The following is a 25,431-nucleotide window of genomic DNA, read 5'->3' as shown; positions in this document are numbered from 1 at the left end:
TAAAACTAGCGATAAACCATGGTTATTTCATCCATATATATTTCTTTCAACAGTCTCTTACCAATTTTTTTTAGAAATCAAGTCAATCTCATTTTTTTCAGGTTGAATCTTCTCAATAACAATCAAACTTTCAATAATCTTTTTGGCAACAGGAACAGCAACAGTAGATCCATAAGCATGAGCTTTCTGAGGAGAATCAACAGCAACTACAACAACAAATTGAGGGTTTTCTATTGGCAATATTGCTACAAAACTACAGATTTTAGTGTTGTAATTCTTTCCATCTTGTGTTTGGTCGGCCGTACCTGTCTTCCCACCAATTCGATAATTCTCAATTTTAACGTCCTTACCACTCCCATTCTCTACTACTGATTCCATCCAGCTTAAAACTGTTTTTGTAGCTGTTTGGCTTAAAAGCATCTTAGGTGGTCTAGACGAATCATTCTTCTCAGGTGACTTCACAGCAAAGCCTTTTTTAATGTGAGGAGTAACTAATTTTCCGCCGTTTGCAATTAAGGCATGTAATTGAACTAACTTCAATGGAGTTATAGAAAAACCTTGGCCGTATGACGCAACTGCTTGATGAATAGGTTGCCTAAGGAACAACTCTTTTTCTTTCATGTGCCCAGGAATTGCACCTGGCAAATCTGTATCAGGAGCTTTACTCAGACCTAATTGATTAAGCCTTTCCCAATAGTCTGAGGGATTAAGCTTCTGAATGATATTCACCATTCCAACATTACTTGAAACCTGAAGCACTTTGGCAAAATCCAAAAGGCCATTAGGCTTTTTGTTCCAGTTAGTCAAAGGCCATCCTCCTACATTGACAACTCCTGAGTCATACACAGTTCCATTAGGTTCAATCACTCCTTCTTCAAGAGCTAGAGCAAGATTTATAGGCTTAAATGTTGATCCAGGCTCAAAAAGCTCCTGAACAGACCACTCCTTATACAAATTAGATGGATACTCCCAATACTTATTAGGGTTGTAAGTAGGAGTTGATGCCAACGCTAATATCTCTCCATTATCGACATTCATGACAATTGCCACACCTTTCCTCGCCTTCCAATCCTCCAATTGCTCAACCAACGCCTTAAGAGCAACCTCCTGAAGTCGAGCATCAAGAGTTAAATGCAAATGGACATCATCTTGATTAAAAACTCCAGCTTCTATATCAGTAGGCAAAGGAGTCCCATCTCTTCCAAATCTATAATTTCTAGTTTTTTCTTTACGCAATAAGTACTTATTCAAACTTAACTCAAGGCCTGCTTGTGGTATTCGGTCATAATCCAAGAATCCTACAACATTAGAAAATAAATGATTTTGTGGATATGTTCTCTGAGGATAAGGCTCAAGATCTAAACCATTAATACTAAGTTCCCTTACCTTTGATGCAATGCGAGGCTTCAATCCTTCGATTAACTTGACACCTGATTCCTTACCATAAAGGCTTTCAATAATATTTTCCCTGGATATAGGCAAGAGTCCTTCTAACTTTACTGCTACCTCTTCAGGGGTCCTAATAGTCTTTTGCGTGTCTCCTTGGAACTTAAACCGAGCAGGATGTGCATATAATCTATACCTCTTTTCATCAAGAGCTATTAATCTACCTTTGCGATCAACTATAGAGCGCCTTTTTCCTAACGGCTCAATTTTTTTCGTTTGATAATTACGTGCACGAGATTCAAGCGCAATGCCTTGAATCAATTGAAGATGACCAACTCTACCTAATAACCCAAGAAGTGAAAAACAAAGGATGGCGAATGTAAGCTTCAACCTAAAAGGTGGGATTGGAGAAAGTGGACGAACAGTCAGTCGCTTCCTCGGGGACAATGATTTTGATTTTCTGCTAACAGACATTAGTAACCATTCACACTTGGATAAGAGAAGGGAGACAGATGATCACTTATAGACTTAACAAGATTGCTGAGTAGTCTTTTCTTTTCTTGAGGCTTATCGATATAAAGCAAATGAGCTGATTTAGTTGACACTAAATGGGTAGGAGAAGATTCTATTTTTAGAAAATGTCTCTCCAATATTGAGGTAGATTCTTCAACTTTATGAATTAAGTCCCTGGTTAGATCTAATCGAGAAAAATTAAGTGTCCATAAATGTTGAGAATGCAAAGCCAGGCTTGTCATAACAGAGCCAGAAAGGATCACCCCAACCAATGCGCCATCAACACCTTTATGAAAATTTGCAAGAAGAGGGTGCTTTCTTAAAATACTAGAATTCGAGAAAGAAGATTTCAATAACAAAAGAGCTCTTTTAGAATAATTCCTTTGAGGCTCCAACTCTGTATTTACATTCCTCAAAGAATACACTCACTCAATTAGGTATCAACCAAGTCAAACATTACATAGGTTGAGGTGCAAGCTATATCTATACAACTGTTTTAATAAACTTAATCAACCACTAAGTATTAATAAATTAGCAAAAGTAATCCCATTCCATAAAGAATGCATAATTACACATGGGAGTAAACGACCTGAACTTAAACGCAATAAGGCAAGTCCTATACCCAATACAAATAATGGAGGCATTTCACCAACACTCAAATGAGCTAGAGCAAAAATCAAAGCGCTAACAATTACCGCCAAAATTCGTCCTTGTTTATTTACTAATACTGGCAAAAGTACACCTCGGAAAATAAACTCTTCAAAAACGGGAGCTATAAAAACAGTCGTAACAAAAAGGATTGCCAATGCACCAAAGTTATTACTAGTCAAGACCATCTCTAGCAAAGGATTGCTGCCACCTGGATCTCCAAAAAATAATGTCGTCAGCCAACTTACGAGAAGGACTAGAGGCATAATCATTAGCCAACCCTTTAAAGCCTGAGAAGCTGATTTTGCGAAAGATTTAAAACCCCATTGGAAACCTCCTCCATCTAATATTTGCTTAGGAATACTTCTAATTTGTTGGCGAAGAATTAACAAAGGTGGAATAGTCATTGCAACATATCCAATAATTACTTTTAGAGACTCTTTAAGAGGACTTGAAACTGTTCTTGTTAACAATTCACTTAAAGGTAAAGCAATTAAAGGCGTAACAAGTTCCCCCAATACGACAAAACCTCCTGCCACAAGAAGGACCATGTCCAAAGAAGAAAGAGGCCAAAAAGAGATCTCAGGCCATGGGAGGCTTGTCTTGCGTAAGAGATTCCAGGCTTGCCAAATCAACAAAAGTATCCCTAGCAAGGTTGCGAACAAAGGGAATAACTGACTAAACAGCAGTCGAAAAGCCATTTGATTGGAAGATCTCGAATCAAAGCAAATATCTGGGGATTCTCCAATTGCATTACAAGAAAGTCTGTACAGCAAAGGGTCTACATTTGCTGACTTTAATTGCCCTAAAAAATTCCGAGAATCAACTCTTCTATCAAGACTATCTAGCAAATTTTGCCTAATCAAATCCAAGTTCTCGTCTTGAAAACTATTCTTCAACAATGTACGTCGTTTGTTTTCTGAATTTTCAAGAGAAGCAAGCAAAAGTTTTTCTCTATTATCAAGTTGGTCAGAACCAATATCTAACAAAGTCTTTTTAAGTTCTAATTTTGGATCTTTACCAACTAAAGCTGGTCTTAAAGACTCTGGGAGGGAAGGTGCTGCAAGCAGGGCAATCTCTCGTTGATTAAGTGTGATTTTAGGGCTTACAGAAGGTCTTTCAAAACTTTCTTGCAGTCCGCGTTGCCAAATCAAAAATGTTAGCAGAATTGAGAAAATAGCCAACAATACTTTCCAACTAGAGGCGTTTTTCTTCATCAGAGATAGACTCAAAGAAATGAAATGAGCAAAACATAATTCTCATTTCCCAATCAACATTAGGTTGACACAGTATCCAAAGGATAAATTCGTAAAAAACCTCTGCCAATGTCCTTACGCCTTTTACTAATACGTCATGGTTTAAGCAGTTACAACCGTGAAAAAAGGATCCAAGGTAGGAGCGACCTCTCCAGCCTCACTGCTGAAGGTAAAAGCCAAGCTTCAAAAACAGGGGCCGCCCTCCAATCAATCCCAATCCATACTGTTTACTCCTCTCCGCTTCAAAGGGCGCAAGATACAGCAAAAGAATTACTAATGAAGCAAGGAGGCACAACAGAGTTAATACTGGAGGACGATCTTTTAGAAGTCGATTTGACTCAATGGAGTGGTCTTACTATTGACGAAGTTAAATCGAAATTCCCTGATTCATATCTAATTTGGAAAAACTCTCCAAGTGAACTTACTCTAAATAGAAAAGATGGCACTAAATACAAACCAATTCATGAATTAACTTGTCAAGCAGAAAGATTTATAAATAAAATTCTCTCTACGTACAAACCAGAAGAAGATAAAAACATAGTAGTAGTAGGACATAATGCAATACTACGTTGCCTAATACTAAAAATTCTAGGGAACCCCAATTTTGGCTTCAGAAGAATTAAATTAGATAATGCATCAGTATCTATTTTCAATATAAATATTACTGAAGATAAACAGTTAAGTATTCAAATTGAATGTCTTAATAACACATCCCACTTAGCGCCTAAGTTCCCCCCTAAAGGAGAAAAGCCGCGAATTTTTCTTGTACGCCATGGAGAAACTGACTGGAATAAAGAGGGGAGATTTCAAGGGCAAATAGATATTCCGCTAAATAATAATGGTAAGCAGCAAGCAATTGCTGCAAGAGAATTTTTGAAAGAAGTTAAATTTGATAAGGTTTTTAGTAGTTCGATGTCTAGGCCTATAGAAACGGCGAAAATCATTTTGCAAAACTTATCAAGCTTGGAGATTGACCAGAAAGACGAGCTAAGAGAAATTGGCCATGGTCTATGGGAAGGGAAACTAGAGTCAGAAATTGCTGCAAACTGGGGGGAATTACTTCGCAAGTGGCAACAATCCCCAGAAACCGTTCAAATGCCAGAAGGCGAAAATATCGATGAAGTATCAACTCGTGCAATAAGATGCTGGAAAAGCATCTGCAAAAGTCTAACGGACAAAGAGACAGCACTTGTTGTAGCTCATGATGCAGTAAATAAGACTATACTTTGCAATCTTTTAGGACTAACTAATGCTGATATTTGGAAAGTCAAACAAGGCAATGCTGGTATTACTATCATAGATTTATCGAAAGAGACATGCCAACCCGACGTAGTCACTTGCCTCAATATCACCTCCGGTTCACAAGACATATTTGACAGAACTGCTCAAGGCGCCCTCTAAACTTATGACTCAATCATATCTATTGGACCCCGTTAAAATTCTTCATGGTCCAGAAACAAAACTTGTAACTAGTGCTGTTCTCATTAAGGCGAAACATATTCAAGCATTTGGCGAAGATGCACGCGCCTTAGCAAATCAATTAAACATAAAACCTATTAATTCAGAAAACCTTATTTTCGCTCCTTGTTTAGTTGATCCACATTCGACACTTGAGAATCACCTAAACGGTGAGGTAGAAACACTCCTCAGCTTACGACATAAAGCAGCTGATGCCGGATACGGTCAGATTGCACTATTACCCAAAAGCGACACATGGAGAGATAAACCTCAAAACATACAAGTAATTTCTAATGAGAAAAAAGACGTATTAATACATCTTTGGGGTAGCTTCACCTATGGAGGGGAAGGGGAAGTGCTTACTTCTCATAAAGACTTAATTCAATATGGGGCCATTGGATTAGCCGACCATGATTCGATTATTCCAATTAATTTATTAAGGAAAGGACTTTTACTCGACGAATCAAATGGGAAGCCATATCTTTTGGCTCCAAGGGACAAATCAATTCAAGGAGATGGGATCGCAAGAGAAGGCGTGGCAGCACTAAGGTCTGGCTGGCATCAAGACCCCATTGAAAGTGAAACCATCCCTCTTGGTATATTGCTTGAATTGCAAAAGCAACATACAAAAGCAAGTATTAGACTAATGAACTTGTCTACTGCAGAGGGTGTATCTATGTTGGAAAATAGTAATCCAAAGCCACTGGCCAGTGTCTCCTGGTGGCACGTAGTGTCAGATCAATCAACAGTCAACTCTATAGACATAGGGATAAGGGTAACGCCATCGCTAGGGAATCGAAATGACAGGCTAAAAATAAAAGAAGGACTTTTGAATGGAACAATCACAGCTATATCAGTAAATGGGATCTCATTAGATGATATGGAAAGCAAAAAGCCTGCTGCTGAAAGGATTCCCGGTCTAAGTGGATATCATTTAGTATTGCCGGCTTTATGGCAAGAATTAATAAAGAAATCTAATTGGTCTGTTGAGCAGTTGTGGGAATCTATTAGTTTTGGACCTTCTAAAATATTAAACTTGCCCCCTGAGAAATTATCTTTAAATAGCAATCGATGGCTATTATTTGACCCTAATGAAAAGTGGGTTCAAAGGAAGAGACAGTCAGATCAAATGTTGAAAGCAATCGCAAATGAGCCTTGGGAAGGTCTTGAGATAACTGGAAAAGTAATAGATTGTGGCCTCAAGGGGTAACAATTAAAGAGTTAAGCTTCCTACTCTATTAAATGGCCAAAATCTCCAGAAAGCTCTCCCAAGAATTTCTTTCTCAGGTAAAATGCCCCATGATCTTCCATCCTCACTATTAGCTCTGTTATCACCTAAAACAAAAACATGTCTGGCAGGGATTTCTAAATCAACAGACCTACAAAGGTTTAACATTCCATGAGGAGTATCGCAAAAATTATTTACATAGCTCTCATCAACTAATTGTCTATTTACAAAAACGCGCCCTTCTGAATTCACACGTAGACGGTCACCTGCAATAGCTACAACTCGTTTAATATATGCATAACAAGCTGGGTCAACTCCTCCAACAAATAAATTAATTAGAGGGAAATTTACTACAGTACATACAAAATCAGAAGGTAAAGGAGTAGACCTCCTAGCAATTAATTCTTGTTTGAAAGAATAAGGTGACTTAAAGACAACCACTTCACCTCTACGAGGCGACCTAGAACGGTATGATAGTTTTTCGACTACAAGGCGGTCATTGATCTGAAGAGTAGGCAACATGGATTCGGACGGAATATATCGAGCTTCTGCTATAAAACATTTAATGCCTGCATATAGTGAAAAGGTTACAAAGATTGGGGCCCAAAAATCCAAGAAAGAAGTAAGCCTGGCTATACACTTATTGTTTGGGAAGCCCAGGGATTCATTTCTTTGATTTTCATCAGATGATTTAGTCACAAAATCTCTTCTATGAATTTAATTACTTAGAATAACCCCATGACCAAAGTTTATAAATCACTAAAACAAAGGGAAAGTTAAATAATCATGGCAGTCCCTCGCTGGCAAGAGGTAAAAGAAGAATCCAAGGCTGGGACATGGAAACGTTGGGAAAACGTTTTAGCCATAATAGCTATGGTTAATTTCAGCTGGATAATATTTGATGTTAGCTATATCCCTCTTAGAAACTTCTGGGCAAGTAGATCTATTTATTTATTTAATTCCTCGACGACAAGCATCTCGCTCAGATGGATCCCCGATATAACCAATTATTATGACCAAATCAAAGGTATTCAAGCCAATCCTCTCAGCAATGAAATTAAAAATAGTTTTGCAAAGCTCGACAAGACTATTAGTAAAAATGGCATAAGAAATCAATCTGTAAAAGAATTACTATCAGATTATCAATTACTGATTAATAACTTTGTAGAGTTTTCTCAAATATCATCTCAAAAAGATCTTGATGGAATTAAAACAATAAAGGCATCTCTTAAAGAAAGATCTGGTGAGATCAACTACAAGTCAGGTTATAAAAAACTTCTAAGCATCAACTATCTTAGTCAAGCAAGTTGGAAGAATGAAAAGGCATACTGGAAAGGAGAGATTCTAGGAGTTATTAATGCAAAATACTCCAGATCTATTAATAAGAATGGACTTTATACTTCAAATTCATGGAAAATAGATTTACCTTTTCAGATAATATTTCTTATAGATATATTAATGAGGGTACTACGCTTAAAATCTAGCCATCCAAACATTAAATTATCTAATGCTTTCATTAGAAGATGGTTTGATTTACTACTTTTATTGCCATTTTTTCGTTTACTTAGGGTTTTACCAATTACAGAGAGAATCTTAAGCCTAAGATTGATTTCAATTGAACCTATACGATCAGCTATAAGTCAATGGATTGTTGGGCTTTTAGCAATTGAGATTTTAGAAGTTCTCACAATAAGAACAATAGATTCTCTACAGGACATTATTGGCTCACCTAAGCTACCTGAAAGGGTTAGAGACCTTTGCAGCTACCAATCAACTTATTCTAAGCAAAGTTCTAATTCAGCTGAATTATTAAGAATATGGCTGCCATTAATACTAAGAAAAATAGGCCCTAACATGCGAGGTCAAATTATTGCACTATCAGAACATGCTCTTCAAAGAAGTATAAAAGAGAATGGTTTACAAAGAATTTTAAAAAGTAATTTAGTCATAGAGAAAGCAGAGTCGGCAATAAGTCAAAAAATTGCATCTGGAATGGTTGATACAATACTAGGAATATCTAAAAAAGCAGGAGATCAATTTGCGCAGAAAGACGTCATTTTAGAAGATCTAACTATTAATGCTATAGATAAATTTTGGGAGGAATTAGCAATTGAACTTGAGGGTAATGAAACACTCGGAAAAACTCAAATTCTTTTATTATCTATACTCGACGAGTTCAAATTTGCCAGTTTAAATCAAGTAACAAAGCAATCAAAAGTTGATCGAATCATCTCAAATTTAAATAAAATTATTTTAAGCTCAGAAAAAGCTCCTCCCAACTCAGCTGATTAAAACCTGTTATAATTCTGCCATCATTATTTATAACAAAAGGACGTTTAATCAACTTACCATCAGATGCAAGTAATTTAATAACATCATCATCACTCATTCTTCTTATAGAAGCAGCTCCTATAGCACGATAACTTTTACCACTAGTGTTAAAGAGATATTTCCTATCACCTAATTGGTTAAGTGCTTTAACAAGCGTATCTTTTGATGGTGGGGTTTCAATTATATCAATTAATTTGTAATTAATATTCTTAGACTTCAACCAAGAAATAGCCTTTCGGCAAGTGCTACATCTGGAATAACTAAAGATTTGCAATGCTACCGCCATGATATTAATTAAATATAAAAAAGATTATATGCCTATATCCTTTATTCATCTTCCTTGCATGTTTTTTTGCTTGCATCTATGCAAGTTTGCAATAAATCATACACAGCTTCTTTATCCCTCCATCCATCAATAACAACAACTCTACCTTCTAGACTTTTATATGTTCTAAAAAACTCTGCTACATCTTCAAGTTGATTAGGGGCAATTTGCCGAATGCTCTTTATTCCTTTTTGCCGAGGATCAGCAACAGGGACACACAACAACTTTCCATCATAAGCACCAGAGTCATGCATATCTAATACTCCAATAGGCCTAGCTTTTATAAGACATCCTGCGAATGTAGGCTCTTCCATTATTACCATTGCATCTAAAGGCGCTCCATCTTCTGCAAGTGTATTAGGAATAAAGCCGTAATCAAATGGATAACGCACTGAGGAATGGAGAACTCTATCAAGTGCCATTGTTCCAGCCTCTGCGAAATACTCATATTTATTACGACTACCTGCAGGTATTTCAACAACCAAATTTACTAAACCAGAGGATGGTGATGGGGCAAGCGTATTTAAATCCATTAGAGCCTAGAAAACAGTGGTAATTAAATTTGATTTGATTCTTGAAAAGAGGCAAAACTAAAACAAACAATTCCTCTATATTCAAAAATCAAATTAAGTATGACTTGAAGTGCTAAGAAAAGAATAAGCCTATGTGCAAAGAAATGCATAGATATCTTATTACTTAGAAAACCTTCTCCAAATAGCATAAAGCAAAAAATAGTTTGTTGATTCTCAAAGAACTATAAAAGAAAAGAAATGACTTTAATATTTCTAATTATGTTTAATACTTAAATTATTAGTTCCTAAAATGAATACATAAGAATATTCAGATAATTGTTCGATCTTATTAGAAGTTCTTTATTGTTGTTCCTTATTGTTCATCTTTTCAAGATTACTTCTTATTAATTTTAATTCTTCATGGATAGAAACCAAAATATTCTGAGTTGCTGTTGAAGGCGAATTGAGAACCTCAACAGTGACTTCTTTAATCCTAAGGATATCTTTTGCAAACCTAGCCACTTCGTTAGAGTGAAATAAAAGGGGATCTTTCTGATCACTTCTAAATTCAGGATTTAATTTCCTAGGATTAAAAGGTGGATTAAGATTACGAGGATCACTATTTGTGTACCTATACACTGAAGCCCGTGATCTATTTAAAAACTTTTGAACATCATCTATTCCAACAAGTGAGTCAGAATCAGGAGCAAATGATTCAGCATCTTTTAGAGGCTTAGATGGAGAGTTATAGAGGTCAGGATTTAACGCCGACATATTAAACACTTTTTACAGCCGAAGACTTTTCAGAAAATAGCAGATGAGCCTTAAGAGTTCTATAGACAATCAGCCGTCCATGACACTTTTACAATTGGCAATTTATGAAGCTAATATATGTGGATAATTAAAATCAGGAGAGCTACATATGCGCGTCTCCCGCCTAATGCTGGTGACGCTGCGGGATATTCCCGCCGACGCCGAGATTGCCTCACACCAATTGCTTGTAAAAGGTGGTTTTATAAGACGGGTCACATTAGGGATCTATGCATATATGCCTTTGATGTGGAAAGTTGTAAAAAAGGTCACTTGCATTGTTAAAGAAGAACTAGATGCAAAAGGATGTTTGGAGACCCTTCTGCCCCAACTTCATCCTTCAGAATTATGGCAGCGAAGCGGTAGATGGGATGCTTATACAGAGGGAGAAGGTCTAATGTTTCATTTAATTGATAGGCAAAACCGAGAGCTTGGCTTAGCTCCTACCCATGAAGAGGTAATAACCCAAATAGCCGGTGAATGTTTGAGATCCTATAAACAGCTTCCAGTAAATCTATATCAAATCCAAACCAAATTTCGTGATGAAATCCGACCGAGATTTGGATTAATGAGGAGTAGAGAATTTATAATGAAGGATTCTTACTCCTTTCATTCCAATGAAAAGGATTTGAAAAATACTTATTTAGAAATGAATAATGCATACGAAAGAATTTTTAAAAGATGTGGTCTTGAAACAGTTTCAGTAGAAGCAGATAGTGGCGCAATAGGTGGTGCAGAATCAAAAGAATTTATGGCACCTGCAGAAGTAGGAGAAGACCTGATTTTATTCAGTCCTGACAAAAAATATGCTGCCAATCAAGAAAAAGCTAATTCAATACCACCAAAAGCAAAAGCACTGGAAAAGAAAGAAACTCAATTACTAGAAACTAAAAACCAAAAATCAATACAAGAACTATCTAATGAAAAAGGGTTTACACCTGATCAAATAATCAAAGTAATCCTCCTAATAGCGTTACTGGATAAAAACATATATCAACCAATACTTATAAGTATTAGAGGGGATCAAGAGTTAAATGAGGTCAAATTAAGTAATGAAATAAGCAAATATTTGAATAAGGATGTAGTCAAGCTATCAACAATAAATCTAAAGGATCTTGAGCAACAAGGTCTTAATGATCTACCAATTGGTTACCTAGGACCAGATCTAAAAGATTCTGTTTTAGATAATGCTGCTAACTGGGAACACAAATTCATTAGATTTGCAGATCATACGGCTGCAAATCTAAAATCATTTGTATGTGGAGCAAATACACTCAACTATCACAAAGTCTATGCAGATTGGCCTTCCCTTGAAATAACTCCAGAAGTTGTTGATATAAGAAAAGCAATGGCAGGAGATATTTCTATTAACAATCCAAAGCAAAAACTTTTGGAAAAAAGAGGAATTGAAATTGGACATATATTTCAACTTGGCAAAAAATACTCATCCTCCTTAAAATCTACGTTTACAAATCAGTCAGGTATTGAAGAGCCGTTTTGGATGGGCTGCTATGGGATAGGCATATCTCGACTTGCCCAAGCATCTGTTGAACAAAACCATGATGAGTCTGGAATAATATGGCCTTTAAATATTGCCCCTTTTGAAGTTGTAGTTGTTGTAGCTAATATGAAAGATAACGCTCAATCTGAGCTTGGCGAACAAATATATTTAGAACTTAAAAGGAAAGGTATTGATGCATTAATTGATGATAGGGATGAAAGAGCTGGAGTTAAATTCAAAGATGCAGATCTCATTGGGATCCCTTGGAAAATAATTGCTGGGAGAGATTCATCTTCTGGGAAAGTCGAGTTAGTTAACCGATCCAACAAAGAATCAAGATCATTAAATTCAGAAGCTGCTGTAAACGAACTCATAGAAAAAATATCTCATCATAAAAAGTCACTTTTGCATTGATTCTTATAGAGTTATATTAATTACTTATTAAAAATGTCCAGGAATCTACAAAACCTCATCAAAAAATTGATTCGCTCTTCGTTAGCGATATGCCTAGGCTTATTATTAACACTTCACCCGTTTGGAAACAGCCTTCTTGCTGCAGGGGCATCAATGTCTGGGGATTTTGTAAAGGATACAGTTTCAGTTGCACAAAGCCTAAAAACAACTATTGCTTTGGCTGATACAGATGAAGCACAACCAGATGCTAAAGATGAAGCACTAGGACTTATCACAGCATATATATCTAGATACCGTAATCGCCCTCAAGTAAATGGCTCATCGTCTTTTACAACAATGCAAACAGCCCTTAATGCAATGGCAGGTCACTATAAAACTTTCTCAAATAGGCCTTTACCAGAAAAATTAAAGGAGCGGCTAAACAAAGAACTATCAAGAGCAGAAAAAATAGTTACAAAGGAAATGTAAATATAACTTTTGATTGATTTGTTTGACTTACACAAAAAAATCTGAGATTGTTGTAAACTCTTGATTTAAGCGGTTTCGTACCGCAGTTTCATTGGCAAACGTTGTCGTCATAGGTGCTCAATGGGGTGATGAAGGGAAGGGTAAAATCACCGATCTGCTGAGTCGCTCTGCTGATGTTGTAGTCAGGTACCAAGGAGGAGTAAATGCTGGCCACACAATAGTGGTCGAAGACAAAGTACTGAAGCTACATTTAATACCTTCAGGAATACTCTACCCAGAAACAATTTGCCTGATTGGTTCAGGAACAGTTGTAGATCCAAAAGTGCTCCTCAGAGAAATAAAAATGCTAAAAGATAATGCTATTGATATCTCTGGGCTTCAGCTGGCAACCACAGCGCATGTAACAATGCCATATCATCGTCTAATTGATGCGGCAATGGAAGGAAGCAGAGGTGTTAAGAAGATAGGTACCACTGGCAGAGGGATTGGCCCTACCTATGCAGATAAAGCCCAAAGAAGTGGAATTAGGGTAATAGATTTGCTAGATGAAAAAAGACTAAGGGAATGCATCGAAGTTCCGCTTACTGAAAAAAACGAAATCCTAAAAAAGATTTACGATAAAGACACCCTTGATAAAGAAGAAGTTATTGGTGAATATCTCAATTACGGGAAACAATTAGAGCCTCACATTGTTGATTGCACAAGAATTATTCATCAAGCCTCTAGAAATAAAAAAAACATACTTTTCGAAGGTGCTCAAGGAACTCTTTTAGATCTTGACCATGGAACGTATCCATTTGTAACCTCATCCAACCCTGTTTCAGGAGGTGCATGCATAGGAGCAGGAGTCGGACCAACACTCATTGACAGAGTAATAGGTGTTGCCAAGGCATACACAACCCGAGTTGGGGAAGGACCTTTCCCAACAGAACTACAAGGGAGTATTAATGACAAGCTATGCGATAGAGGAGGCGAATATGGAACGACAACTGGTCGAAGAAGACGATGTGGATGGTTTGATGGAGTAATAGGGAAATATGCAGTAGAAGTAAATGGGCTTGATTGCCTCGCAATTACAAAGCTAGATGTTCTTGACGAACTAGATGAAATTAGAGTTTGCACTTCTTATGAATTAAACGGCAAGAGAGTAGATTATTTTCCAAGCAATGCAGAGGACCTTACTAAATGCACTCCAATATATAAGACATTGCCAGGATGGAAATCTTCTACAGCAAACTGCAGACAATTAGATGACCTCCCTAAAGCAGCTATGGCTTATCTAAGATTTCTTGCAGAGTTAATGGAAGTGCCAATTGCAATAGTTTCATTAGGAGCAAATAGGGAGCAAACAATTGTTGTTGAAGATCCAATACATGGTCCGAAGCGTGCACTTCTTAGTGCCTAGTTACCTGATTTAAATCTCATAAACAGTCAAATGAATATAAATAATATTGATGTAGTAGCCATTGGGAATGCAATAGTAGATGTACTTATAAATATTGATGATTCATTCCTTTATGAAAATTCTCTTTTAAAAGGAAGCATGACGTTAATAGATCAAAATAAAGCACAAAAACTTTACTTAAAGAGCAAATCAAAGCTACAGAGTTCTGGTGGATCTGCTGCAAATACAATTGCAGGCTTAGCAGAATTGGGCTGTTCAACAAATTTCATCGGCAGGGTTCAAGATGATCAACTAGGAGAGATTTTCAAAGAGGATATTTCCTCAACAGGGGCAATCTTTAATTCGCCAACAGTTAAAGGTGATGAGCCTACTGGGAGATGTTTTATCTATATAACCCCTGATGCAGAGAGAACAATGTGTACTTTTCTTGGCTGCTCAAATTCACTTAAAAGAAATGATATCGATCTTTCAATTGTAAAAAAAGCAAAGGTCTTATATTTAGAGGGATATTTATGGGATTTAAATTCAGCTAAAGATGCTTTCAAAACTTCGGCAGAAGTATGTAGAAACTATGGAGGGAAAATAGCTCTTTCATTATCAGATATTTTCTGTATTGAAAGGCATCGGGATAGTTTTCAAGAATTATTAGAGAATTATATTGACATAATTTTCGCAAATGAAATAGAAATAATTTCACTCTACAAATCATCCACTTTACAAAGTGCTATAGAAAAGATAAAAGATAAGTGTGAAATAGCAGTCATAACTAGAGGTGAAAAAGGGTCAATCATAATTTCAGCTGGAAGAGTTCATACAATAAAGTCACATAATTTCGGCAAAGCAATTGATACAACAGGAGCAGGAGATTTGTATGCCAGTGGTTTCTTGTATGGATATATTCATAATAAAAATTTAACCACCTGTGGAGAGATTGGCTCAATATGTGCTGGCCAGATAGTTACTCAACTTGGCTCAAGATCAAAAACATCTTTAAGAAGCCTAGTCAATAAAAAGCTAAACCACTCTACATATTAAATAACATCAGAAATCCATTCATTATATTCCTTACTTGAAGAAGCTTCAAAATAAATAAACTCTGGTATATCATAGCTATGATATTTCTTTATGGTTTCATATAATTCATTTAAAAAGCATTGTCTTGTTTTAATAGTTAATTTCACTTCTGAACCTTCTTCAATCTTTCCCTTCCACCAATAAAGCGAATAAGTATCATTTAAATTGACACAAGATGCTAGTTTCTTCTCTAAGATAATCTTAGTCAATTTCTTAGCATATTGAAAATTGCTCACTGTTGTTAGAACTATTAAAAGTGTTTTATCCAAATGATATGAAGGCATGAAGATAAAATAGTAATTAGACTAATATGATTTTAATGATTATTCAATTCAAGGAAGTTGAATAAATCCGAATATGTATTCACTACGCAAATATAATCAAGAGGAGAAGGTCGAGATATCAAAAATAAATTCAACTTTTGTTGAGAAGCAATCTTTTGCCAAAGCGCTTGTGTTGGTCCTCCAGATTCCCTAGCAACAATACCTGTTATTCTCCATTGCTTGCAAAGAGACGCTTCAATCTCTCCAAGAGGGTTGCCTTGCAAAGGCTTAAGAACTGCCGCATGATTTTGAGGCATTTTGCTACACAATGCTTTAGAAAGCCCTTGGATAGAAGGTAAAACCCTAGCGAAAGGGATTGCACCTGCTATAAGAGCATATTCAATAGCCTCAGGTAAGAATTTTGATCCAATCGCAAAAAGGACTCTTTCCCCAGTTAAGTTAAAATTCAAAAGATCTTTATAACTCTGAATCAATATCGCTTCCTCACTCGTTTGAATAAAACGCTCAAAACGAAGCAAAGGTTGATCAAATTCTTTACAAACTGTCTTGAGATTAGGACTTATTACTTGAGCAAAAGGATGCGTAGCATCTATAACCCAATCAAATCCAAAATGAGATTCACGAGATTTCTTTAGATTCGCACGAATAGATTCAACCCCTTCCAAAGCCCCAACCCATAGATTCTGCAAGGGTATTTGAGAGTATGCCGATGAGGCCTCTCTAGAAACAACGCTTACGCTAACCTTCCAACCTTTTAATATCAATTCCTTTGCAAGAACCGGTCCATCTCCTGTTCCAGACAATAACCATAAATGGCGGTAGCATTTTCTTCCCATGTGCATCAAGATAGCTCTCACAGCATGAAAGAAAATGAATCACTGCTTACTTGAAGTCACAGTCAAAGTAGCGCCAACGATCCGTTACACCCAAGACAATCAAACTGCAATAGCAGAAATGGACGTTGAATTTGATGGTTTTCGAGCTGATGATCCTCCAGGCTCAATTAAAGTAGTTGGATGGGGGAACTTAGCTCAAGATCTTCAAAGCCATGTACAGATAGGTCAAAGACTTATAATTGAAGGCCGTCTAAGGATGAACACAGTCCCAAGACAAGACGGATCCAAAGAAAAAAGAGCAGAGTTCACTCTTTCAAAAATCCATTCATCAACTCCTAAGGGAACAATCTCACCTAACAAAACATCTCCGAATCAAGTTCCTAGTAATGATTCACCTTCCTTAAATGCACTTACTTCTAAGGAGCCTGAAAACCCTAAAAGTGACAATGACTCTGTCACCTGGAACAGTTCCCCTCTAATCCCTGATACTGACGATATTCCATTTTAAGCCTACTGTACTTTCTCATTCAGTATGTTCTAATCTCTTCGAGGCTAATTCCAAGAACTGTCCTAATTCCCTTTCCAAAGCTGCAAGATCTTGCCTCATTTCTGGCCAGTATCCTTGGTCAATTTTCTCTAAGATTAATGCCCTATCTTCATTCAAAAGCTCTATAAGCTCCTGAAGATCAATAGATTGTTTACCTAATGAAGCCATAACAGTTTTTTCCTCATACAAAAAACTTAAGGCCTAGAAAGCCAAAATTACAACCATGAAAAAACAATTTTCACCAGCAAGTATAATTTCCATTGCAGGGGCAATTCTTGCAATAACTGGACTCATTTCTTACTTTAACGACGCAACAAACTTAAGCGTTCCTACATTTTTTTATGGAGTACCTATTCTTCTTATAGGCCTAGCATTGAAAAACTCCGAATTAAACCCTGCTAGAAGTTTAATATCTTCATCAGAGCTAAACAAATTAAAGATAAAAGGCCCTAAAGAGCTTGAAAATCTTATAGGAGACGTAACAAGGTTCAAGTATGGACAAAGAGCTCATCTTGAAACATCTCTTCAAGCACTTAAGCTGTGGGATGACAACAAGCCTCCTCAATTAATTGAAATTGCATTAATCGAAACAGAAGAGAACTTTGGAGTTCGTATGAAATTTAATTTTCGTGGCGTCCCTCTAGAAAAATGGCAATCACAACAAGATCGCTTAGGTAGATTTTTTGCAAAAAATTTAACTGCAAATATTCTCTCCGAGACTGAAGATGAACTTATTCTGGAACTTCTTCCAAAACCAAATATCACAGAAAGTAATGAAAAAAATGGATCCCAATAATCTAACCTCAGAAAAAATTGACGCCTCACAAATGCATCATGACCAAAATGATGCAGTAAGAGTTTCAGTGTTAAGCGAAGCACTGCCCTATATACAAAAATTTGCTGGACGTCGAATAGTTATTAAATATGGCGGTTCAGCTATGTCCAAAAGCTCTCTACAGGAAGCAGTATTTCGTGATATAGCTTTGCTTTCAAGCGTTGGAGCAAAACCAGTAGTTATTCATGGAGGAGGTCCTGAAATTAATCAATGGTTATCAAAGCTGAATATCAACAGTGAATTTCGTGATGGATTAAGAGTCACCGACTCGGCAACTATGGATGTAGTAGGGATGGTCCTTATTGGAAGAGTAAACAAACAAATAGTCAATGGTATAAACCAAGTAGGGGCCTCATCAGTAGGCCTATGTGGAATAGATGGCGGATTGATAGAAGCACGGCCTTTAGGCGATGGGAAACATGGGCTAGTTGGCGAAGTAGCAAGAGTTAACCCTGATGTAATTGAGCCCCTACTTGCCAAAGGATACATACCTGTAATCTCCAGCGTTTCAACATCTCCAGATGGTACTAATTACAATATCAATGCCGATACTGTGGCTGGCGAAGTTGCTGCAGCCATCGGTGCAGAAAAGATCATTCTACTAACAGATACTTTAGGTGTATTGAGAGATCAGGGCGATACTTCAACACTAATACGAAAAGCACGTCTACATGAGATTCGTACACTTATCAAGGAAGGTATTGTTCATGGCGGAATGAAGCCAAAAACTGAATGCTGTATAAGAGCATTAGCACAAGGTGTTGCTGCTGCACATATCATCGATGGTCGCATCCCTCACGCTCTGCTGTTAGAGGTATTTACTGATAAGGGTATTGGAACGATGATTGTTGGTCGAGGTTAAAGAATGAGTCGGGAAGCGACTCTCAAGCTAGCTGAACTCGCTTTAGCTAAAGGGGCATATAAAGAATGTCTCTCTACACTAGAGTCACTTTTAGAAGGCAACTCATTTCAAAAAGATAATGATGCTCAAGTTGCCATATTAATGATTACAGCCTTGATTGGGAAGGGTGATAATCAACGTGCTATTGCTATCTCTGAAATACTAACTAAACATAGCAATCATTCCATTCGTCAACAGGCAAAACAGTTCCTTTCAATTCTAAAATCCCCTTCACTAGAAAGACCTAGCGATTGGTCTGTTACTATTCCCAAACTAAATCTTGATACCCCCTTAACAGGCGTGAAAGCTTTTAGCAATACAAATTCTAAACCAGATAACATTAATCCGCCTACTGGTCCAACAAAGCATTTAAAAGCAGGGTTTACTATTTTAAGTCTAGTCTTCTTCCTCCTTTTATCTATATTTCTTAGTGGTTGCGTCAAATTTACCACCAAAATAGAGATGAAAGGTGCAGATCACATGACAATGAATTGGGATATTGAAAGCAATTCCAACAGATTACTGCCATGGCAAGAAGATTTCCAATCATCACTAAAAAAATTACAGCCAAGATTAGAGATAGAGACCTATGAGGATGGCAAGCAAAGAGTCAGCTCTCCTGTACTCAGTTCTAGAGATGCAAACACTCTATTCAAAGATACAATTGCTATTGCTGCAGAGCTTTCGGATTTTCAAGTTCCAAAAAGTAACCTTAATTTAGTTGAAAAGAATTGGCTAATAGGAATAGAGCAGCATCTGAATTTAGACATTGATCTCAGGCAACTCCCCGAGATACCAGGCCTAAATCTTACAATTTCTATTAAATCAGCATCTAGCAAAACACTACCAAAAAGTCAGCCTATAGCCGTGACTCTTGAGAACAATTATATCAAGTGGATTCTTCAGCAAGGCTCTATGAATACGCTGTCTCTAGTGCAATGGCATTGGAGTCAACTTGGGATAGGCACTATTGTTATCATATTGATAATGATATTAAGCATCATTATTCAAAACCTAAGGCTTCAACTAGGGTTTGGTTTTCCTGAATTGCCTCCATAAACTCAAAAATATTTAAATTAAAGCTGAATAGGATCAGGGTCAATCGACAAATTGACACCTTTTGGGAGACATTCCCAAAGTTCACCCCCTTGCGGTAAAGGCAAAGGACTTCCCTCTGGCCCATGAAGCAATAGTTGCCATCGACTTTTTCTTGCCACCTTCTCAACCAATGCAGGGGAAGGTCCTAAAAGGATCCATCCAGTTTCATTACATTTAGGGCGTATACATTCGGCGATCGCCGTTGCGGAAGTTGCAGTTAAAGACGGCGATTCTCCTGACACTCGGATCAAACAGGCCCGACTGTAAGGAACTAAGCTTGCATTACTCCTCAATACAGATTCTTTTTTCAGGAAATCCTCATAGCTTCCATCGACAAGATGACGGATAACAGGGTGATCTGGTGAATAAGTTTGAACAAGAACTTTGCCAGGTTTTTCACCTCTTCCTGCCCTACCCGCTAATTGCAAGAAAAGTTGCAACGCTTGTTCCTCTGCAAACAAATCAGGTCGGTGCAAGAGCCCATCAGCAGCAAGCACCACTGCCAGAGTAACTCTTGGCAAATCCATGCCTTTCGCTAACATTTGAGTCCCAATAAGGACATCGGCCTCGCCCGAAGCAAATTTAGTTAATAGGTGCCTGTGTCCATCTCGACCACGAGTAGTGTCTCTATCAAATCGCAACAGCCTTAACCCTTTCAACTCCCTCTCCAGATGCTCCATCACGCGTTGTGTCCCAGCCCCAAATGGTTTAAAAGCATTTGAGCCACACTCCTTGCACTTAACACCAATACTTGCACGATGGTCACACCAATGACATCTCAACCATTTATTTCCACGTGGGTCTTGATGAACTGTTAGAGACACATCGCAATTCGGACACTGCACTACATCTCCACAACTACGGCAACTTAAAAAGCTGTTGTAGCCTCTCCTTGGCACTAATATAACAGCTTGATCTTCTGAATTTTCCAATAAAGAGAGTTGATCAATTAAAGGCCTGCTTAGCAATTGCCTATGTCCATCCGCTAACTCTTGTCGCATATCTACAACTACAACTGATGGCAACGGTTTGTCAGCTATCCGGCGAGTTAACCTGGCCAAGGAGATCGTACCTTGAGGTACTAGGTTTTTCCATGTAACAAGTGATGGAGTAGCACTTCCCAAGACCACTTTTGCTCCAGTCTTTTTGGCACGGTCTAACGCTAATTCTCTTGCGTGATAACAAGGCATTGGCGACTCTTGCTTATAAGAACTATCATGTTCCTCATCAAGGACAATTAAGCCCAAAGGGAATAAAGGGAGAAAAATGGACGACCTAGTACCAACTACAACAAATGGACTATCAGCTCCTAAAATCTTTTGCCATACAGAAACCCTTTGTTTTTCAGTGCACCCACTATGATATTCAAGTACATGTGATCCAAAACGGCTAACACATCTATCTACAAGTTGAGGGATTAATCCGATTTCAGGTGTAAGAATTAAACAATGTCTACCTCTTGACAACTCTCTTTCTGCTATTTGTAAATAAACCTCGGTTTTACCAGAGCCAGTAACTCCCCATAGCAGAAGAGCAGAACCAGGCAATTGCTCTTCAAAAAGTTGCAATGCACTTTTTTGCTCATTAGTCAGACAGCGTGATGATGATATGTGACTAGAGGGCAAACCCTCTTTAACTGTTGTCAACTTGCTCTTATCAATAACAAAGCGCTTCTGTCGAATAATTAACCCACTCTGAAGAGATGCTTTTACAAAAGAGAAAGAGAATCCATTTGACAGAAGTTTTTGCTGCCAGACTCCTCCTCCATTATTTAATATAAATTCCTTTAAATCTTTTTGCCTAGAAGAAAGTTCTCCAAGAGAAGCATTCAAAGTATTTAAAGAAATCCAAAACAAGCTTTTTGGTTCAAAGTTCTTATCCTTCACCTGGCCAAACCAACCAGGTGGCAATGCCGTCTTAAGCATCTTCAAAGGGGCAACATGGCACTTCTGAGCCGAGGATTCGATCCACTCTCTCCAGCTAGATTCCACTGCTGCTTTTTGAACAAGGGCTTGAATATTGCTCATTACAAATTTCCCTTCTTGCTCTTCATTCTTGACTCTTGAAGATGGCAAAAGGTCTTTAACCTTTACCGCAAGTCCATGCATTGCTCTTCCTTTTAGACTCACTAGAACAATGTCTCCAACACCTACACCTAAGTCATCAGAATCAAGATAACTAAAGCAACGGCCTTCTCTGCCAACATCAAGCCATACATCTATTTCCTTAATTCGCATAGAAAACAGTTGCCTACTTCAGAAAATTTTCATAAACTTAAAGAGTTACAGCATAATGCTGTTATCTGAACAATACAGAATTCCTGTTCAGAGGGAAGGTAAGAAGCTCGGCAACCTGGGGGAAGCCCCCAGGGATCCCAAGCCTGCCTACGAAAGCCCCTAACAATTCTGTACTAATCGCAAAACCCTTTTTCATTTCACAATTTCATAAAGGTTCATTGTCTTTATTTTCAATAAGTACATTTACCAATCAGAGGTTATTTGACTTTTGTTTTAAATTTAGACATTTTCAATCTTAAGTAAATTGTTACCGAGATCAAACAAGTAAGAAAAATAAATATATTTAGAGATTTTTGTCCTTTTTGCTTCTTTAAAAATGTCCCCTGTCACCTCTCCAGAAACTGTTGCCAAGGAAGAGACTAAAGCAACTAAAACCAAGAAAGCTAAAAGCGTTCTTAAAAACACTTCTAATGAAAACCAGAAAACTCAAAGGAAAACAAAGCCAAAGAAAAAAACAGTTATTACAAATAAAATCGATAAAGATCTAGAGCTTGCTGCAGATGATCTGCTAAATGCAAATGATGCAAATAACAACCCAAGCGTCCCTGACTCTGAATTAGAATTACAAAACGACTCACTTCTTAGCGAACTCAGTGATAAAGACAAAGCCTTGGCCAGCATCAAGCTTGGGCCGAAAGGCGTCTATACAGAAGACTCCATAAGAGTTTATTTACAAGAGATTGGCCGGATAAGACTACTTAGGCCTGACGAAGAAATTGAACTTGCTCGAAAAATTGCGGATCTTTTGCATTTAGAAGAACTTGCTATTCAATTTGAAAGTGAGCATGGCCATTATCCAACTAAAAAGGAATGGGCAGCCTTAGTAAACATGCCAATGGCCAGATTCCGTCGAAGGTTAATGCTTGCCAGACGCGCAAAAGAAAAGATGGTGCAATCAAACCTCAGATTAGTAGTGTCTATAGCAAAAAAATATATGAATAGAGGCCTTTCTTTCCAAGATCTAATTCAAGAAGGAAGCTTGGGATTAATTCGTGCTGCTGAGAAATTTGATCATGAAAAAGGCTATAAATTTTCCACTTATGCAACTTGGTGGATTCGTCAGGCAATCACGAGAGCCATTGCAGATCAAAGTCGCACAATAAGACTTCCTGTACACCTATATGAAACGATTTCAAGAATCAAAAAAACCACAAAAGTTCTTAGCCAAGAGTTTGGAAGGAAACCAAGTGAAGAAGAAATTGCAGAAAGCATGGAAATGACAATAGAAAAGCTTCGATTCATAGCCAAAAGCGCACAACTACCCATATCACTTGAGACTCCTATTGGGAAGGAAGAAGATTCACGCCTGGGCGACTTTATTGAGTCCGATTCAGAAAATCCTGAATTAGACGTAGCAAAAACCCTCCTCAGAGAAGATCTAGAGGGGGTTCTTGCAACTCTTAGCCCTAGAGAAAGAGATGTATTGAGATTACGTTATGGACTTGATGACGGGCGCATGAAAACTCTCGAAGAGATTGGACAAATCTTTGATGTAACTCGAGAAAGAATCCGACAGATTGAAGCAAAAGCACTACGAAAGCTACGTCACCCAAATCGGAATGGCGTCCTCAAGGAATACATCAAGTAAAAGCCTTGTGGTCATATACGCCCTGAAATAAATAATTAAAAATCAAAAGAATACTTAAATCGATAACTGAAAGTGAATAAAAGCTGAGAAAGCAAACATCAGACTAATAACGTATGTCCAATAGGCTTACAGAAGGCTGCTCTCATGAGTAAGGTAATAAAATAATAAAAATTACTAATGGCTCTAGAACAATTGCGTATTGCCTCACGACGCAGCCAACTAGCCATGGTCCAAACAAACTGGGTAAAAGAAGAGCTTCAAAAAGCCTGCCCCAGCATTGATATCTCAATAGAGGCTATGGCCACCCAAGGTGACAAGATTCTAGACGTGGCTCTAGCAAAAATTGGAGACAAAGGACTTTTCACTAAAGAGCTTGAAGCTCAAATGCTTGTTGGACGAGCCGATATTGCTGTTCATTCCTTAAAAGATTTACCAACTGAACTTCCAGAAGGATTAATGCTTGGTTGTATTACAAAAAGAGAAGACCCTGCGGATGCATTGGTCGTAAACAAAAAATTCCAGAAATACCAACTGAGCGAGCTCCCTCCAGGTTCAATAATAGGAACAAGCTCATTAAGACGTTTAGCACAACTTAGGCATCACTACCCTGATCTTATTTTTAAAGATGTTCGTGGCAATGTTATTACCAGACTCGAAAAGCTCGATTCAGGTTCTTACGACTGCTTGATCCTTGCCGCAGCTGGCTTGACAAGACTAGGATTTGGGGACCGAATACACCAATTAATCCCCAGCGAAATCTCGCTACATGCTGTAGGTCAAGGGGCTTTAGGCATTGAATGTCTAAAAGATAATCAAGAGGTTCTTGAAACTATCAAAATCCTTGAGCACAAAGAAACTGCTCAAAGATGCATTGCGGAAAGAGCATTTCTAAAAGAACTTGAAGGCGGGTGTCAAGTTCCGATTGGAGTCAATAGCAAGCTAGAGGGCAACCAGTTAATCCTTACAGGAATGGTTGCAAGCCTTGATGGGAAACAACTGATAAGAGATAGTGCCAAAGGGATTGCATCCCAACCAGAAAAGATAGGAGTAGAGTTAGCTAATACTCTTAAATCGCAAGGAGCTATGGAGATATTAGAAATTATCTTCAAAGAAGCAAGAGGCTAATTTATTAACTTCGGGTCAATTTCTGCAAGATATCGCCTCTCACAAGTTTTAATAATTTCGATAGCTTTTTCAATTCCAAAAAAACCATTGACCCTGCAAGTACCTGGTTTTTTAAGATCTTTATAATGCTCCCAATAATAAGTAGTTTCTTTAATCCAATGCTCACCCAGCATCTTGTAATTAGTTATATGGTCCATACGTTTATCGTCAGCAATCACAGCAATAACCTTGTCATCAACCTCTCCACCATCATCAAAGGTCATAACACCAATTATTCTTGCTTCAACAATAGAACCAGGAACCAATGGTTCAGTCACGCCAACAATTTCAATATCTAAAGGATCCCCATCTTCATCCCAAGTACGAGGTATACATCCATAAGCAAATGGATAAGCCAAAGAGGAAAAGCCGACTCGGTCAAGCTTTAAATGTCCTGTTTCGGTAATCAACTCATATTTATTAATAGTATTAGAATTCAATTCAACAATAGTATTAACTCTAAGGGTTACTTCATCGGCAAAAGCAGGCAAAACATGCAGCAAATTGCTCATGCTGCGACTAGGTGGTTGATCAAGATTGGCCATAAAGGAA

The 25,431-nt window shown here is 37.7% G+C and carries 25 protein-coding genes; 13 read left to right on the top strand and 12 right to left on the bottom strand.

Features of this window, described 5'->3' with window-relative positions; genetic code table 11:
• Positions 1-57 precede the first annotated feature (57 nt).
• The 3 genes from EV07_RS02460 to EV07_RS02450 form a co-directional block, all read right to left on the bottom strand.
• Complete coding sequence (locus tag EV07_RS02460) at positions 58-1,860, bottom strand: peptidoglycan D,D-transpeptidase FtsI family protein (RefSeq protein ID WP_052043776.1); 1,803 nt, start codon at positions 1,858-1,860, stop codon at positions 58-60.
• Entirely contained in the window at positions 1,860-2,252 is a 393-nt protein-coding gene (locus EV07_RS02455; RefSeq protein ID WP_152557844.1) for a hypothetical protein, read from the bottom strand. The genes EV07_RS02460 and EV07_RS02455 overlap by 1 nt, the downstream gene beginning before the upstream one ends.
• 156 nt (positions 2,253-2,408) lie before the next feature.
• On the bottom strand, positions 2,409-3,764 hold the full coding sequence (locus EV07_RS02450; RefSeq protein WP_036917065.1) for a CPBP family intramembrane glutamic endopeptidase: 1,356 nt from the start codon (positions 3,762-3,764) through the stop codon (positions 2,409-2,411).
• 108 nt (positions 3,765-3,872) lie between these two features.
• Between EV07_RS02450 and EV07_RS02445 the strand changes: the two genes are divergently transcribed.
• Both EV07_RS02445 and EV07_RS02440 read left to right on the top strand, forming a co-directional pair.
• On the top strand, positions 3,873-5,204 hold the full coding sequence (locus EV07_RS02445) for a histidine phosphatase family protein (RefSeq protein WP_036917062.1): 1,332 nt from the start codon (positions 3,873-3,875) through the stop codon (positions 5,202-5,204).
• A 4-nt stretch (positions 5,205-5,208) separates the two neighbouring features.
• A complete protein-coding gene (locus EV07_RS02440) occupies positions 5,209-6,471 on the top strand; it encodes a dihydroorotase (RefSeq protein WP_036917061.1) in 1,263 nt (420 codons plus the stop codon).
• Positions 6,472-6,474: 3 nt separating this feature from the next.
• On the opposite strand, the gene lepB is transcribed toward EV07_RS02440, so the two are convergent.
• The gene (gene lepB, locus EV07_RS02435) at positions 6,475-7,188 is read right to left on the bottom strand and encodes a signal peptidase I (RefSeq protein WP_241433983.1); all 714 of its coding nucleotides are present in this window, start codon (positions 7,186-7,188) and stop codon (positions 6,475-6,477) included.
• Positions 7,189-7,275: 87 nt separating this feature from the next.
• Between lepB and EV07_RS02430 the strand changes: the two genes are divergently transcribed.
• Positions 7,276-8,781, top strand: a complete 1,506-nt coding sequence (locus EV07_RS02430) for a hypothetical protein (RefSeq protein WP_036917059.1) — start codon at positions 7,276-7,278, stop codon at positions 8,779-8,781.
• Here EV07_RS02430 and EV07_RS02425 read toward each other — a convergent pair.
• From EV07_RS02425 to EV07_RS02415, 3 genes are all read right to left on the bottom strand, one after another.
• Complete coding sequence (locus EV07_RS02425) at positions 8,738-9,106, bottom strand: arsenate reductase family protein (RefSeq protein ID WP_036917056.1); 369 nt, start codon at positions 9,104-9,106, stop codon at positions 8,738-8,740. The two genes, EV07_RS02430 and EV07_RS02425, sit on opposite strands and share 44 nt — an antisense overlap.
• 41 nt (positions 9,107-9,147) lie before the next feature.
• The gene (locus tag EV07_RS02420; RefSeq protein ID WP_036917053.1) at positions 9,148-9,678 is read right to left on the bottom strand and encodes an inorganic diphosphatase; all 531 of its coding nucleotides are present in this window, start codon (positions 9,676-9,678) and stop codon (positions 9,148-9,150) included.
• 339 nt (positions 9,679-10,017) lie between these two features.
• The gene (locus EV07_RS02415; RefSeq protein ID WP_036917050.1) at positions 10,018-10,431 is read right to left on the bottom strand and encodes a hypothetical protein; all 414 of its coding nucleotides are present in this window, start codon (positions 10,429-10,431) and stop codon (positions 10,018-10,020) included.
• Positions 10,432-10,579: 148 nt separating this feature from the next.
• Between EV07_RS02415 and EV07_RS02410 the strand changes: the two genes are divergently transcribed.
• From EV07_RS02410 to EV07_RS02395, 4 genes are all read left to right on the top strand, one after another.
• A complete protein-coding gene (locus EV07_RS02410) occupies positions 10,580-12,382 on the top strand; it encodes a proline--tRNA ligase (protein ID WP_036917047.1) in 1,803 nt (600 codons plus the stop codon).
• Between the two features lie 33 nt (positions 12,383-12,415).
• Entirely contained in the window at positions 12,416-12,850 is a 435-nt protein-coding gene (gene psb27 / locus EV07_RS02405; RefSeq protein WP_036917044.1) for a photosystem II protein Psb27, read from the top strand.
• Positions 12,851-12,941: 91 nt separating this feature from the next.
• Positions 12,942-14,255, top strand: coding sequence for an adenylosuccinate synthase (locus EV07_RS02400; RefSeq protein WP_036917042.1), 1,314 nt, complete (start codon positions 12,942-12,944; stop codon positions 14,253-14,255).
• Between the two features lie 30 nt (positions 14,256-14,285).
• Positions 14,286-15,290, top strand: coding sequence for an adenosine kinase (locus EV07_RS02395; protein WP_036917040.1), 1,005 nt, complete (start codon positions 14,286-14,288; stop codon positions 15,288-15,290).
• Here EV07_RS02395 and cutA read toward each other — a convergent pair.
• A complete protein-coding gene (cutA, locus tag EV07_RS02390; protein WP_036917038.1) occupies positions 15,287-15,613 on the bottom strand; it encodes a divalent-cation tolerance protein CutA in 327 nt (108 codons plus the stop codon). The genes EV07_RS02395 and cutA overlap by 4 nt on opposite strands.
• Positions 15,614-15,645: 32 nt before the next feature.
• Positions 15,646-16,449: a precorrin-6A/cobalt-precorrin-6A reductase gene (locus EV07_RS02385; protein WP_241433981.1), complete on the bottom strand. Its 804-nt coding sequence runs from the start codon at positions 16,447-16,449 to the stop codon at positions 15,646-15,648.
• A gap of 34 nt (positions 16,450-16,483) precedes the next feature.
• Here EV07_RS02385 and EV07_RS02380 point away from each other — a divergent pair, with 34 nt between their 5' ends.
• A complete protein-coding gene (locus tag EV07_RS02380) occupies positions 16,484-16,957 on the top strand; it encodes a single-stranded DNA-binding protein (protein WP_036917036.1) in 474 nt (157 codons plus the stop codon).
• A gap of 15 nt (positions 16,958-16,972) precedes the next feature.
• Here the strand turns inward: EV07_RS02380 and EV07_RS02375 are convergent, their stop codons facing one another.
• On the bottom strand, positions 16,973-17,164 hold the full coding sequence (locus EV07_RS02375; protein WP_036917034.1) for a hypothetical protein: 192 nt from the start codon (positions 17,162-17,164) through the stop codon (positions 16,973-16,975).
• A 55-nt stretch (positions 17,165-17,219) separates the two neighbouring features.
• Between EV07_RS02375 and EV07_RS02370 the strand changes: the two genes are divergently transcribed.
• From EV07_RS02370 to EV07_RS02360, 3 genes are read left to right on the top strand one after another with little or no spacing between them, the layout of a single operon-like run.
• On the top strand, positions 17,220-17,792 hold the full coding sequence (locus tag EV07_RS02370) for a DUF2854 domain-containing protein (RefSeq protein ID WP_036917032.1): 573 nt from the start codon (positions 17,220-17,222) through the stop codon (positions 17,790-17,792).
• A complete protein-coding gene (gene argB / locus EV07_RS02365) occupies positions 17,779-18,693 on the top strand; it encodes an acetylglutamate kinase (protein WP_052043820.1) in 915 nt (304 codons plus the stop codon). The genes EV07_RS02370 and argB overlap by 14 nt, the downstream gene beginning before the upstream one ends.
• Before the next feature lie 3 nt (positions 18,694-18,696).
• Entirely contained in the window at positions 18,697-19,791 is a 1,095-nt protein-coding gene (locus EV07_RS02360; RefSeq protein WP_036917030.1) for a DUF3153 domain-containing protein, read from the top strand.
• Positions 19,792-19,808: 17 nt separating this feature from the next.
• Here the strand turns inward: EV07_RS02360 and priA are convergent, their stop codons facing one another.
• Positions 19,809-22,067 (bottom strand): replication restart helicase PriA, encoded by a 2,259-nt coding sequence (priA, locus tag EV07_RS02355; protein WP_036917028.1) that lies wholly within the window; start codon positions 22,065-22,067, stop codon positions 19,809-19,811.
• Positions 22,068-22,443: 376 nt separating this feature from the next.
• Between priA and rpoD the strand changes: the two genes are divergently transcribed.
• The gene (gene rpoD, locus EV07_RS02350) at positions 22,444-23,715 is read left to right on the top strand and encodes an RNA polymerase sigma factor RpoD (protein ID WP_036917025.1); all 1,272 of its coding nucleotides are present in this window, start codon (positions 22,444-22,446) and stop codon (positions 23,713-23,715) included.
• A gap of 177 nt (positions 23,716-23,892) precedes the next feature.
• Complete coding sequence (gene hemC / locus EV07_RS02345; protein ID WP_036917023.1) at positions 23,893-24,840, top strand: hydroxymethylbilane synthase; 948 nt, start codon at positions 23,893-23,895, stop codon at positions 24,838-24,840.
• On the opposite strand, the gene EV07_RS02340 is transcribed toward hemC, so the two are convergent.
• The gene (locus EV07_RS02340) at positions 24,837-25,424 is read right to left on the bottom strand and encodes an inorganic diphosphatase (protein WP_036917022.1); all 588 of its coding nucleotides are present in this window, start codon (positions 25,422-25,424) and stop codon (positions 24,837-24,839) included. The two genes, hemC and EV07_RS02340, sit on opposite strands and share 4 nt — an antisense overlap.
• Positions 25,425-25,431 lie beyond the last annotated feature (7 nt).

Origin of the sequence: Prochlorococcus sp. MIT 0603 (genome assembly GCF_000760215.1) — a bacterium.
Taxonomy (GTDB): Bacteria; Cyanobacteriota; Cyanobacteriia; order PCC-6307; family Cyanobiaceae; genus Prochlorococcus_E.
This window is presented reverse-complemented; position numbering and strand designations above follow the sequence as displayed.